Annotated in this window: 12 protein-coding genes; 5 read left to right on the top strand and 7 right to left on the bottom strand. The window is 63.9% G+C overall.

Annotated elements, in window-relative coordinates; translation table 11 throughout:
• Window positions 1-6: 6 nt before the first annotated feature.
• The 5 genes from CAF53_RS15515 to dusB all read right to left on the bottom strand — a co-directional run bounded on the left by CAF53_RS15515 (window position 7) and on the right by dusB (window position 7,572).
• A complete protein-coding gene (locus CAF53_RS15515) occupies window positions 7-1,380 on the bottom strand; it encodes a sigma-54 dependent transcriptional regulator (protein ID WP_046762817.1) in 1,374 nt (457 codons plus the stop codon).
• Window positions 1,370-3,622 (bottom strand): ATP-binding protein, encoded by a 2,253-nt coding sequence (locus tag CAF53_RS15510; RefSeq protein ID WP_100238541.1) that lies wholly within the window; start codon window positions 3,620-3,622, stop codon window positions 1,370-1,372. The genes CAF53_RS15515 and CAF53_RS15510 overlap by 11 nt, the downstream gene beginning before the upstream one ends.
• Before the next feature lie 365 nt (window positions 3,623-3,987).
• Window positions 3,988-5,433, bottom strand: coding sequence for a nitrogen regulation protein NR(I) (ntrC, locus tag CAF53_RS15505; RefSeq protein ID WP_046762815.1), 1,446 nt, complete (start codon window positions 5,431-5,433; stop codon window positions 3,988-3,990).
• 13 nt (window positions 5,434-5,446) lie between these two features.
• Entirely contained in the window at window positions 5,447-6,556 is a 1,110-nt protein-coding gene (locus tag CAF53_RS15500) for an ATP-binding protein (protein ID WP_046762814.1), read from the bottom strand.
• On the bottom strand, window positions 6,553-7,572 hold the full coding sequence (gene dusB, locus CAF53_RS15495; RefSeq protein ID WP_100238540.1) for a tRNA dihydrouridine synthase DusB: 1,020 nt from the start codon (window positions 7,570-7,572) through the stop codon (window positions 6,553-6,555). The genes CAF53_RS15500 and dusB overlap by 4 nt, the downstream gene beginning before the upstream one ends.
• Before the next feature lie 116 nt (window positions 7,573-7,688).
• Between dusB and CAF53_RS15490 the strand changes: the two genes are divergently transcribed.
• Both CAF53_RS15490 and CAF53_RS15485 read left to right on the top strand, forming a co-directional pair.
• Window positions 7,689-8,855 (top strand): bifunctional 2-C-methyl-D-erythritol 4-phosphate cytidylyltransferase/2-C-methyl-D-erythritol 2,4-cyclodiphosphate synthase, encoded by a 1,167-nt coding sequence (locus CAF53_RS15490; RefSeq protein ID WP_100238539.1) that lies wholly within the window; start codon window positions 7,689-7,691, stop codon window positions 8,853-8,855.
• Window positions 8,856-8,859: 4 nt separating this feature from the next.
• Window positions 8,860-9,378, top strand: coding sequence for a CinA family protein (locus tag CAF53_RS15485; protein WP_046762811.1), 519 nt, complete (start codon window positions 8,860-8,862; stop codon window positions 9,376-9,378).
• Here CAF53_RS15485 and CAF53_RS15480 read toward each other — a convergent pair.
• Window positions 9,324-9,800 carry a type II toxin-antitoxin system RatA family toxin gene (locus CAF53_RS15480; protein WP_046762810.1) on the bottom strand — a complete coding sequence of 159 codons (477 nt, stop codon included), beginning with the start codon at window positions 9,798-9,800 and terminating at the stop codon, window positions 9,324-9,326. The genes CAF53_RS15485 and CAF53_RS15480 overlap by 55 nt on opposite strands.
• Before the next feature lie 4 nt (window positions 9,801-9,804).
• Complete coding sequence (lipA, locus tag CAF53_RS15475; protein ID WP_046762809.1) at window positions 9,805-10,794, bottom strand: lipoyl synthase; 990 nt, start codon at window positions 10,792-10,794, stop codon at window positions 9,805-9,807.
• A gap of 20 nt (window positions 10,795-10,814) precedes the next feature.
• Between lipA and CAF53_RS15470 the strand changes: the two genes are divergently transcribed.
• Genes CAF53_RS15470 through CAF53_RS15460 form a run of 3 tightly spaced genes read left to right on the top strand, consistent with a single transcriptional unit; the run spans window position 10,815 to window position 12,485 of the window.
• Window positions 10,815-11,465 (top strand): carbonic anhydrase, encoded by a 651-nt coding sequence (locus CAF53_RS15470; protein ID WP_100238538.1) that lies wholly within the window; start codon window positions 10,815-10,817, stop codon window positions 11,463-11,465.
• A 1-nt stretch (window position 11,466) separates the two neighbouring features.
• On the top strand, window positions 11,467-12,204 hold the full coding sequence (locus CAF53_RS15465) for an NYN domain-containing protein (RefSeq protein ID WP_046762807.1): 738 nt from the start codon (window positions 11,467-11,469) through the stop codon (window positions 12,202-12,204).
• Window positions 12,204-12,485 carry an acylphosphatase gene (locus tag CAF53_RS15460; protein WP_046762806.1) on the top strand — a complete coding sequence of 94 codons (282 nt, stop codon included), beginning with the start codon at window positions 12,204-12,206 and terminating at the stop codon, window positions 12,483-12,485. The genes CAF53_RS15465 and CAF53_RS15460 overlap by 1 nt, the downstream gene beginning before the upstream one ends.
• Window positions 12,486-12,584 lie beyond the last annotated feature (99 nt).

Below are 12,584 nucleotides of genomic sequence, written 5' to 3'. Positions count from 1 at the left end.
CCCGTCTCAACCGTCCTTCCCATCGGTGATGCCCAGCAGCTTCAACTTCCGGTGGAGCGCGGAACGCTCCATGCCGATGAAGGTCGCGGTGCGGGAGATATTGCCGGAAAAGCGCCTGATCTGGATGCGCAGATATTCCCGCTCGAAGCTTTCCCGCGCCTCGCGAAGCGGCGCGCCCATGATCGCGGACTGACCCATGCCTTCCGAACCGCCGTTGCTGGTGAGTTCGGCAGGCAGCATGTCGAGCTCGATCCGCCCGATCCGCTCGCCCGGCGCCAGGATCATCGTGCGTTCGATGACATTGCGGAGCTGGCGGACATTGCCGGGCCATTCATTGGCCTGGAGCGCGGCCATGGCGTCGCTGGCGATTTCCGGCGGGGGAACCCGGCGGTCAGCGGCGAAGCGCGCCAGATAATGTTCGACCAGCGGCGGAATATCGTCGCGCCGCTCGGCCAGCGGCGGAATGACGAGCGGGACCACGTTGAGGCGATAGAAAAGATCCTCGCGGAACCGCCGCTCCTCGATCTCCGTCGCCAGGTTGAGCGCCGTCGATGAAATGACACGCACGTCCACCTTCACCTGCCTCTGCCCGCCCACGCGGGTGAAGCTCTGGTCGGTCAGAACGCGCAGGATCTTGGCCTGCGTCGTCAGCGGCATGTCCGCGATTTCGTCCAGATAGAGCGTGCCGCCATGCGCCTGCTCCAGATAGCCGGGGCGCACCAGGCCGCTCGGGTCCTCGACGCCGAACAGCTCCTCCTCGACGCGATCGGGGTCCATGCGGGCGGCGGCAACGATGATGAAGGGGGCGTCGGCCCGCCCGCTCCAGCTATGGAGCATGCGCGCCGCCACTTCCTTGCCGACGCCGGCGGGGCCGGAGATCAGCACACGGCTGCCCGTGCCCGCCACCTTCTTGATCGTCGCCCGCACGGAATTGATCGCCGCCGATGTCCCGGTCAGTTCATCGTCCTGCCCGAACCGTGCACGCAGCACCTGATTTTCGCGCCGCAGCCGCTCCGTCTCCGTCGCGCGCGACACCAAATGCAGCAGCCGGTCCGCCTCGAACGGCTTTTCGATGAAGTCCGCAGCGCCCTTGCGGATCGCGGCGACGGCGGTGTCGATATTGCCATGGCCGGAGATCATCAGCACCGGAATGGTCGCGTCGCGGCGCTTGATCTCCTCCAGCAGCTCAAGCCCGTCCAGCTTCGACCCTTGCAACCAGACGTCCAGCAGCACCAGCGAAGGGCGCCGCGCGTCCAGCGCCTCGATCGCGCTGTCGCTGTTCGCGGCGGTGCGGGTCGCGAAGCCTTCATCCTCCAGCACACCCGCAACCAGATCGCGGATGTCCTCTTCGTCGTCTACTATCAGAATATCAAGCGCCATTGGCCGTCACTTTTCCTTTGGGCAAGGCGATCACCTGCCCCTCCTCCAATTTTTCGAGCGCGGCGACCGGGAAACGCAGCGTTACCCGTGCGCCGCCGCCTTCGGCATCGTCGAAGCGGATTTCGCCCATATGCTCCTCGACGATCTTCTTCACGATGGCGAGGCCAAGGCCCGTCCCCTTCGTCCGGGTCGTCATATAAGGTTCCAATATCCGTTCCCGTTCCGGCGGCAGGCCGATGCCGTCATCGCGCACCTCGATCAGCAGATGGCCGTTCTCATGATCCACGGTCATACAGACATGGCCCCTTACGTCGCCATCGTCCGCAGCCGGCTTGGGCTCGATCGCCTCCACGGCATTCTTGACGATATTGGTGAGCGCCTGTCCCAATTGCCGCCGGTCGCAGACCAGTTCGACATCGATGTCGTCCAACCGATATTCGAAGCGGATATCGGGATGTGCGACCTCATGCAGGAACAGCGCATGGCGGGCGATATCGTCGATCCGCTCCCGTCGGAACACGGGCTTGGGCATGCGCGCGAAGGAGGAGAATTCGTCCACGATCCGCCGCAGATCGCCCACCTGGCGGACGATGGTGCCGGTAAGGCGGGTGAAGGTCGCCTTGTCGCTCGTCACCTCCTCGGCATAGCGGCGTTGCAACCGTTCGGCGGCAAGCTGGATCGGGGTGAGCGGATTCTTGATTTCATGCGCGATCCGCCGCGCCACGTCGGACCAGGCAGCGCGCCGCTGGTCGGATAGCTGCTGGGTGATATCGTCGAAGGTCAGGATATGGCGCGAGGCATCCTCCGACACCTTGACCGCCAGCGTGCGTACATCGCCATGGGCGCGGATCTGAACGATCCCGGCGCCCTCCTCCGACGCGATCAGCGCCGCCAGTTCCGGCGACACGTCCGTCAACGGACGCCCGACAGGATCGTCGCCTTCACGCACCAATATCGCCGCAGCAGAGCTGTTGAGCAGCAGGATGACCCCTTCCCGGTCCACGGACAGCACGCCCGCCGACACGCCTGACAGGATCGCCTCGATGAAGGCGCGGCGTTCATCGAGCTGGCTGTTAGCGGCCACCAGGGCGCCCGTCTGCGCCTCCAGCCGCTGGGTCATGCGGTTGAACGCCGACGCCAGCGTGCCGATCTCGTCGCGCGCTTGCGGACTGGTTACGCGCGCCGACAGGTCGCCGGCCGTGATCCGTCGTGCCGCCATCACCAGTTCGTTGACCGGCCGCACCATCCAGTCGGCGACCTTGAGCGCGATATAGACCGCCACGCCGACGAGCAGCAGCGACCCGACGAACAGCATGATGTTGAAGCGCAGTTGCAAGGCGCGGGATTGCGCGGCGAAAATGTCGTAATCCGACAACACCTTCTGCGCCCGCTCGACATTGGAAAACGCCGTGGAACCCGAATCCCGCGTGGCGTAGAGATAGATTTTCGCGTTCGGATAAAGCAGCGTCACCGCCTCGATCTGGTTGGGCTTGGCCGCCACCACCACATCTTCGCCGGATGACAATCGTTTCACCACGTCGGGGGTGAGCATTTCCGACACGGGACGGCTTTCCGGATCGACTGTCGCCGCGGTGCGCGCCACACCGTCCTTGCCGATCTCGATGATGGCCGACCGATTGAGCTTCCGGGTCACGACCTGATAGATATAGCCCTCTGCAAAGCGCGGGCTGGAGACGGTCGATTGGCCGAGATAGTCGCGCAGGTCGCTCGCCATGGTGACGGTTTCGTCCCGGACGTCGCGCAGATTCTGCTCATAATAGCCGCGCGCCAGGTCGCTCGCATTTTGCAGCATCCCGCGCGCGCTGTCGGAAAACCAGAATTGCACGCCATATTGGAACAGCAGTGAGGCGAAGATCACGACCAGCAGCATCGGCACGCTGGCGACGATGGAGAAGATCGCCACCAGCCGGACGTGCAACTGCCCGTCGCTGCCGATGGCCGATTGCGCCGCCCGCCGCTTCGCCACCCGTCGCCCGAGCAGCACGAGCAGTGCGATCGCGGGCACCAGATTGGCCACCAGCAACAATGCCACGATCGGCGGCGTGAGCAAGGTGTAGGATTGCCCCTGCCCGGTCAGCAGGAAATAAGTGATGCCTGCCATGCCCAGGAAAAGGATGAGCGTCACCGCCTCCACCACCGCGGCCAGGCGACGACGCAGGAAGGGCGGAAAATGCCTTTTCCATGCCCGGCCACGCACCGGAAGAGTGACTGCGCCTTCCATAGTGGCTTGGTTACAACATTAATGTGCCCGATCAAACACAGTAAATGGCGCAGACGCAGCTTCCGGTCGAAAAGAGCGATCGGCTCGTCTTGTCGGGTTCCTGGTGACCCGAATCTGAAGTTCGTCACACTGTTGGGCCAGCGCTGAACGAACTTCAGATTCGCCAGGGTCACTAGCAAATATATGATTCTCGTGTGGTTTATGGATTTGAAATACGCTCCCCACCTGGCCGCTATGATGAGGCGTATTTCAAATCCACCACACTAGAGCGCGCTGCGTTAAATCGTACGCAAGCCGCGCGCTCTAAGTTTTTGTTGTCGCATCGTTTTAAGCGCAAAACCGGTTCCCACTTTGCGCACGATGCTCTAGTCGCTGATCCGAAGCTGCAAGGGGTCGAGTCCATAATCGGTCAGCTTCTTGCGCAGCGTGTTACGGTTGATCCCCAACAGGCCAGCGGCGCGAATCTGGTTGCCATCGACACTGGCCAATGTTTCCTGGAACAGGATCGGCTCGACCACCGCCAATAGGTCGTCATGCAGGTTGCGGTTGGGCTGGGTCAGGCCGACGCCCAATTGCCGCTTCGCCCATTCCCGCACGGCCTGCGCCAGCAGATCGGCCGGCGCGCCATGATCGGCGGGCACCGCGTCCAGCGGCAGGCTGTTGCGCAGGATTTCCGCCGTGATCACATTTTCGCGGCTGAGAACCGCGAGGCGCTGCATCAGATTCTGCAACTCGCGCACATTGCCCGGCCAGTGATAGGCCATCAGCAATTGCGCTGCCTCCTCCGACAATGATTTTCGTGGCAGCCCCTCCTGCGCCGCCCGGTCCAGGAAATGCCGGGCCAGCAGGATGACGTCCTCCCGCCGCTCGCGCAGCGCGGGCAAGGCGATCGGCACGACATTCAGGCGATAATAGAGATCCTGCCGGAAGCGATTCTCCTCGATCAGCTTCGGCAGTTCCTTGTTGGTGGCCGCGATGATGCGGACATTGACCTTCACCGATTTCGATCCGCCGACGGTCGTGACCTCTCCCGATTGCAGCACGCGCAGCAGGCGCGTCTGCGCCTCCATCGGCATGTCGCCGATTTCGTCGAGGAACAGCGTGCCGCCCTGTGCCTGTTCGAACTTGCCCGCGGTCCGCGCATGAGCGCCGGTAAAGGCCCCCTTCTCATAGCCGAACAGCTCCGCCTCGATCAGTTCGCGCGGGATAGCGGCCATGTTGATCGGGACGAAGGGCTTGGTCCGCCGCTGGCCCAGGCTGTGGATCGCCTCCGCCACCAATTCCTTGCCCGTGCCGGACTCGCCCAGCACCAATATGCTGAGATCGTTCGACAGCACCCGCGCAATCGTCCGATAGACCTCCTGCATCGCCGGGGAGCGCCCCACCAGCGGCAGGCCGTCGTGCGGCAACCCCGCATCGGCAGCGCCCTCATCGACATTCTTCCGGGAACCCAGCGCGTCCGAAACCGCCCGGGTCAGTTCATTGAGATCGAACGGCTTGGGCAGATATTCGAACGCACCCTTTTCGGTTGCCCGGATCGCGGTGTTCAACGTGTTCTGCGCCGACAGGATGATGACACTGAGCGCGGGCCGGCGCTCCAATATCCCGGCAATGCCGTCCAGCCCGTCGCCGTCAGGCAGCATGACGTCGGTGATCAGCACATCGGGCGAGAAGCTCTCCAGCAAGGCGCTGCGTTCCCGGATCGATCCGGCCGTCTTGACCCTGTGCCCCTGCCGCCGCAGTGCTTCGCCGACGACCACGCAGATCGCCGGATCGTCATCCACCACCAGAATCGCGCCCGTCACCGCCATTGCCTCGCCGTCATCAACCCATTCCCATCGGCAGCAGGATACGGAAGGTGGATTCCCCCACTTGCCCATCGCGCGAATATTGCACGAACCCGTTCATGTCCCGGACCAACTTGTCCACCAGTGCAAGGCCCAAACCCGTTCCGTCCCGCCGCCCGGTGATGAAGGGATTGAACAGGTGATCCAGAATATGTTCCGGCACACCCGGCCCATTGTCGATCACCAAAATCTCGATCGGAAGCACCGCGCTGCCCTTGCCCTTGCCGACCACCACCGAAACGCCGTGACGGAAAGCGGTCTCCACCCGGATACGCGGCTTTTCCGTATGCTCCAGTGCCTCGGCGGCATTTTTGAGCAGGTTGATCATCACCTGGACCAGCGCATCGTCATTGATGTTGGCAAATGGCAGGGATGGGTCGTAACTCTTTTTGATACGGATATTTTTGGCAAATCCGGCGGCCGCGATATCGGCCGCGCGGTCGATCAGCGGATAGATATTGCCGCTGCGGCATTCCAGCGTCCGGTCGGTGGTGAAATCCTGCATCCGATCGATCAGCGCCGCAATGCGATCCACCTCGTTGCAGATGAGCTGCGTCAAGGCCTGGTCCCGGCCCTCATTGCCGGATTCCAGCAATTGCGCCGCGCCCCTGATGCCGGACAACGGATTCTTGATCTCATGCGCCAGGATCGCCGCCGCCCCGATGGCCGAACGCGCGCCGCCGGCCGTGCCCCGATGCCCGATCTTGCGAGCCTGGCTCTGCGTGTGGATCGACACCACGCGCCAGCCTTCATGATCCACTATGGGGGAGATCATGAGGTCGACCTCCATCTCCGCCGTCCGCCCGGCATGGACGCGGATGTCATAGGCGGAGATCGGCTTGTTGCTGTGCCAGATATCGAAGCGCGCACCCATTTCCGCCATGCGGATGGTCCGCGCGATATCGCTGCCGACAATGGCGGACCGCGCCATGTTGAGCAGCGTTTCGGCCCGCACATTGGCGTCGGCGATGCTGTTGTCCGGCCGGATCACCAGCGTCGCCACCGGCAGCGCCGTCATCAGTTCCGAAAGCGAAGGTCCATCCTGTTGCGGTCGAAGCGACGGGATGGTCGACATATCCGCCGTCATGCCGCCTTGCGTGTCTCGACCGGCCCTTCGTCGGCGATCAGCGGTTCGTAGAAACGCTCCAGCATGTCGAGCACGACGTCGCCGTCCGGCTCCTGGTTCACCGCATTGCGGAACTCGGCCGAACCCGGCAGGCCCTTGGTGTACCAGCCGATATGCTTGCGCGCCATGTTGACGCCGGTCAGGCCGTCATAATGGTCGATCATCGCGCGATAATGTTCCACGATCACGCGATATTGCTCTTCCAGCGCGGGATCGGCCAGCCGCTCACCCGTGCGGAACCAGTGCATCACCTGCCCGATCAGCCAGGGCCGCCCATAGGCACCGCGCCCGATCATCACGCCGTCCGCGCCGCTCTGTTCCAGCGCCGTTTCCGCGTCATCGATGGAGCAGATGTCGCCATTGACGATCACCGGCAGCGACACCGCCTCCTTGACGCCGCGCACGAAGGCCCAGTCCGCCGACCCCTTGTACATCTGGCAACGGGTGCGGCCGTGGACAGTGATCATCTTCGCGCCCAGATCCTCCGCGATCCGCGCCAGTTCCGGCGCGTTCAGGCTGGCATGGTCCCAACCCATGCGCATCTTGACGGTGACGGGCACGTCGACGGCCTTGACCGTCGCCTCGATCAGCGATGCCGCCAGCGGCAGGTCGCGCATCAGGGCGCTGCCCGCATCGCCGTTGACGACCTTCTTCACCGGACAGCCCATGTTGATGTCGATGATCGCAGCGCCCCGATCGGCATTGAGCTTCGCCGCTTCCGCCATCTCCCCGGGCGAACAGCCCGCAAGCTGCATCGACACCGGCTCTTCCAGCGGATGCCAGGCGGCCTTTTGCAGCGACTGCCGCGTTTCCCGGATCATCGCGGCGGTCGCGATCATCTCCGTCACGTTGAGGCCCGAGCCATAGCGCCGCACCAGCGTGCGGAACGGCATATCCGTCACGCCCGTCATCGGCGCCAGCACGACCGGCATGTCAATCGTCACCGGACCAACGGAAATCGGGGAAAGCTTCGTCATCAACTCGTCATCAATCCGGCAGTGCCTAAAAAACAGGCAGCCCTTAGCCGAAATCGCCCCTTTCGGCAAGCAATGCAGGTCTGGCGATCCGGCCCGCCCTGCGATACAGGCGCGCCATGACAGAAAAAACCGTCGCATTGCTGGTCGCAGCCGGACAGGGAAACCGCGCAGGCGGCGGGACTCCCAAGCAATTTCGCATGATCGGCGGCAAGCCGGTGCTTGCCCATGCCGTCGACGCCCTGATCGCCCATCCCGGCATCGACTCCGTGACGGTGGTGGTCGGCGCGGGGCAGGAAGCCGCCGCCATGACCGCTCTCGCCGGTCGCCCCATCGCCGCCATCGTAGAGGGCGCGGACAGCCGCCGGGGGTCCGTCCGCGCAGGACTCGAACAGATCGCCTCTTCGGGCGGAGCCGGACGCATCCTCATCCATGACGCCGCCCGCCCCTTCCTGCCCGCCGCCGTCATCGATCGCCTGCTCTCCGCGCTGGATGAGGCGGCAGGCGCGATACCCGTGCTTCCGGTCGCCGACACCCTCGTCCGCCATCAGGACGGCCGCGCAGACGACACGGTGGATCGCGATACCCTCGCCCGGGTGCAAACGCCCCAGGCCTTCCATTTCGACACCCTGCTCTCGGCTCACCGCGCCTGGGACAGCCAGCGGGAAGCCACCGACGACGCGCAGATCGTCCGGCATCAGGGTCATGACGTCCTGCTTGTGACCGGCGATGAAAGGCTGGAAAAATTGACCTATCCAGAGGATTTCGTCCGCGCCGAGCGCGGCCTTGGCGTCACCCGCAGCACGCGTGTCGGCATGGGGTATGACGTGCACCGCCTGGCCGACCGGGAAGAGCTTTGGCTGGGCGGCATCCGGATACCCCATGATCGCGGCCTTTCCGGCCACAGCGATGCCGACGTGGCACTCCACGCGCTCGTAGACGCGCTGCTGGGAGCGCTGGCCGAAGGGGATATCGGCAGCCATTTCCCGCCCAGCGATCCGCAATGGCGCGGAGTCGCCTCCGCCCGATTCCTGGAATATGCCGCCGATCGTGTCGCGAAACGGGACGGCATCATTGAGCATATCGACCTGACGATCATCTGTGAGGCGCCCAAGATCGGTCCGCATCGCGACGCCATGCGCGCGCGCATCGCGGAAATCCTTGCCCTTTCGCTTGATCGGGTGAGCGTGAAGGCGACCACCACCGAGCGACTGGGCTTCGCGGGCCGTGGCGAAGGCATTGCCGCACAGGCTGTTGCCACCCTCTCCCTCCCCGCGCTATCCTGACGCCATGCCCGACAGCATCCTTCCCGCGCCGCTTGTCGACCTTGCCGAGCGCGTCATCATCGCCAATCGCCGCGCTGGTCGGACCATTGCCGTGGCGGAAAGCTGCACGGGTGGCCTCGTCTCCGCGGCGCTCACCGAAATCGCCGGATCGTCGGAGGTGTTCGAAGCCGGATTCATCACCTATTCCAATGACATGAAGAGCGAACTGCTCAAAGTGTCGCAAGATGTCATCGAAACCTTCGGCGCGGTTTCCATCGCCACCGCCTGGGCGATGGCGCAGGGCGCGCTCATCAAGAGCCACGCCAATGTCGCGGTCGCCATCACCGGCATTGCCGGTCCCGGCGGCGGATCGGAACAAAAGCCTGTCGGTACCGTGGTCTTCGCCCGTGCAGAACGCGGCGGCAGCCCCGACAAGGTCGTGGCCGACATGCATCATTTCGAGGATAATGGCCGGGGCGGCGTTCGCCTTCAGGCGGCGCTCTGCGCACTCGAACTGCTGCTGCCCGACTCGCCCGCGCCGTAAAGTTCCGCCGCGCGGGTCTCGAACGCGCCGATCATCTTGCGCAGCGCCTTGTCGAACACCTGGCCCGCCAGCATTTCGAACAGCTTGCTCTTGAATTCGAACTCGACTTCGAAATCCACCAGCACGCCGTCCTTGCCGTCGTCGCGGAAACTCCATTCATTGTGGAGGTGCTTCAACGGCCCGTCGAGATAATCGACGCGGACATGATCCGGCCGATGCTTATGGACGCGGGACGTGAAGCTTTCCTTGATGCCCTTGAACCCGACGATCATGTCCGCGACCATTTCGGATTCGCTGTCGGACCGGACGCGGATGGCGCTGACCCAGGGCAGGAATGCGGGATAGGCTTCGACATTCGCCACGAGGTCGAACATCTGTTCCGGTGTATAGGGCAGCGGCCTTGTCTCGTTATGCTTGGGCATCGATCTACTTGGCAGCCTTCGCCAATTGGGCCTCGCGGGCGGCGCGCATCTCGGCGAAATCCTTGCCCGCATGATAGCTGGAGCGGGTCAGCGGACTGGAAGCCACTTGAAGGAAACCCTTGGCCCGTGCGATCGCAGCATAGGCGTTGAACGCCGCCGGCGTCACGAATTCCATGACCTTGGCATGTTTGGGCGTGGGCTGAAGATATTGCCCCATGGTCAGGAAATCGATGTCGGCAGAACGCATGTCGTCCATCACCTGATGGACCTCCAGCCGCTCCTCGCCCAGCCCGAGCATGATGCCGGACTTGGTGAAGATCGACGGGTCGAGCTTCTTCACCGTCTCCAGCAGCCGCAGCGAGGCATAATAGCGCGCACCGGGCCGAATGGTCGGATAGAGACGGGGCACCGTCTCCAGATTGTGATTATAGACGTCCGGCCGCGCCGCGACGATCATCTCGACCGCCCGCTCATGCTTGTTGCGGAAGTCGGGCGTCAGGATTTCGATCGTCGTGTCCGGAGTCGTGCGCCGCAGCGCCTCTATCACCTTCACGAACTGCGACGCGCCGCCATCGGGCAGGTCGTCGCGGTCGACCGAGGTGATGACGATATGCTCCAGCCCCATTTCCGCGCAGGCATCGGCCAGATTCTGCGGCTCATTGGGATCGACCTTGCGCGGCATGCCGGTCTTGACGTTGCAGAAGGCGCAGGCCCGCGTGCAGACATCGCCCAAAATCATCACGGTAGCGTGCTTCTTGGTCCAGCATTCCCCGATATTGGGACAGGCCGCCTCCTCGCACACCGTCGCCAGCCCCTTCGCCCGCATCAGCTTGCGGGTCTCGTGATAGCCCGGGCTGGTCGGCGCCTTCACGCGAATCCAGTCGGGCTTGCGGACGCGTTCGGGACGGTTGGCGGAACGATTGTCGGGGATCGGGGCGATATCGGTCATGCGCCCCAAATAGCGATGCAAGCTCGCTCTTGCCAGCCCCATCATTGTTGGGCACAGGACAGCGCATGACTGATTTCGCCGACATGCTCGCTGGCTATCGCCGTTTCCGCAATACCGGCTGGACGCAGCAGCGCGAGCGATGGGACGATCTCAATGAAGGGCAAAGCCCGCGCGTCATGGTCATCGCCTGCTCCGACAGCCGAGTCGATCCGGCACAGATTTTCGATACCAGCCCTGGCGAAATCTTCGTTGTCCGCAACGTGGCCGCGCTGGTGCCGCCCTTCGAAACCAATCCCGGCCGCCATGGCGTGTCCGCCGCGCTGGAATTCGCGGTCCAGGTGCTCAAGGTGGGTGAAATCGTCGTCATGGGCCATGGCAAGTGCGGCGGCTGCAAGGCGGCGCTCAGCCAGGCGCTGAAGGACGCGCCTCCGGGCGAAGGCGGGTTCATCCACAACTGGATCGAACTGCTCGACGAAGCGCGGGAAAAGGTCGTGGAACGCTTCGGCGACGATCAGGGCCGAAATGCCGAACGCGCCATGGAGCAGGAAGGGGTGAAGGTCAGCCTGGCCAATCTGCGTACTTTCCCCTGCGTCCGCGCCAAGGAACGCACTGGCGAGGTCAAGCTGATCGGCGCCTTCTTCGCCATCGCCGATGGCCAGCTTCATTTGCTGGATGAGACGAGCGGCGAATTCCACCCGGCTCCGCAGGACGCCTGACATGACGGCGCCGATCCCCAGCGGCAATGTCGCCCTGCTGATCGACGCCGACAATGCTTCCGCCGACCATTTCGACCCGGTGCTGACCGTTCTGGCGGAACTGGGCACCGTCAATATCCGCCGCGCCTATGGCAATTGGAGCAAGCCCGCGCTCAAGGGCTGGGCCAGCCAGGCGGTGACGCAGGCGATAGAGACACAGCAGCAGTTCGACCTTACCAAGGGCAAGAACGCGACCGACATGAAGATGACGATCGACGCCATGGATCTGATGGCGAGCGGCCGCGTCACCGGCTTCGGCCTGATGTCGAGCGACAGCGACTTCACCCCGCTGGTGACGCGCATCCGGCAGGAGGGCATTCCGGTCTATGGCTTTGGATCGGCCAACACGCCCCAGGCCTTCCGCAGCGCCTGCACCCGCTTCATTGACGTCGGCGCGCTGACAAGCGCGCGGGAGGCGCCGGTCGAGCCTGAGGAGCCCGACGCAAACCCGGACGGCAAGACCGACGGCGCGGAGGTTGCCCCCGATCTCGTCAATCTGCTGGTGGATGCCTATAACGCCGTGAAGCGCGACGATCAGGGTTTCGCCCGCCTCAGCGAAGTCGGCCAGCTCGCCGGCAACCGCTCCAGCTTCGACACGCGCAACTACGGCTTCAAGCGGCTGTCCGACCTCGTCCGCTCCATCAAGAATTTCAAGGTGGAAAGCCGCGACGGCCAGACCTGGATCAAGCGGGTGCATTGATGGCTGTCGTGGCCCGCCATCTGATGATCCTCGGGCGGGTGCAGGGTGTGTTCTACCGCAATTGGACCGTGGAAACGGCGAGTGGGCTCGGCCTTGCAGGCTGGGTCCGCAACCGTATGGACGGCAGCGTCGAAGCGCTGGTGGAAGGGGCGGAGCAGGCGGTCGAGCGGTTCATCAGCCTGGCTCATGAAGGTCCTCCCGCAGCGCATGTGGCGCGGATCGATGCCACGGTCATCGATGTCGAGGAACTCACATCCTTCCAGAAGCGGCCGACCTGCTGATTGGCGCCGCCATCGCGGCTTGCGGCGGGAATGGGTGGATTGCTGCCATTAAGCCCCTCCCCTTCAGGGGAGGGGAAGGACCCACGTCCCCTGTTGACC

It is taken from the genome of Sphingobium sp. LB126 (assembly GCF_002795205.1).
Classification (GTDB): Bacteria; Pseudomonadota; Alphaproteobacteria; order Sphingomonadales; family Sphingomonadaceae; genus Sphingobium; species Sphingobium chungbukense.
Note: the sequence above shows the minus strand (reverse complement) of the source record. Positions and strands in the feature narration are given on the sequence as shown.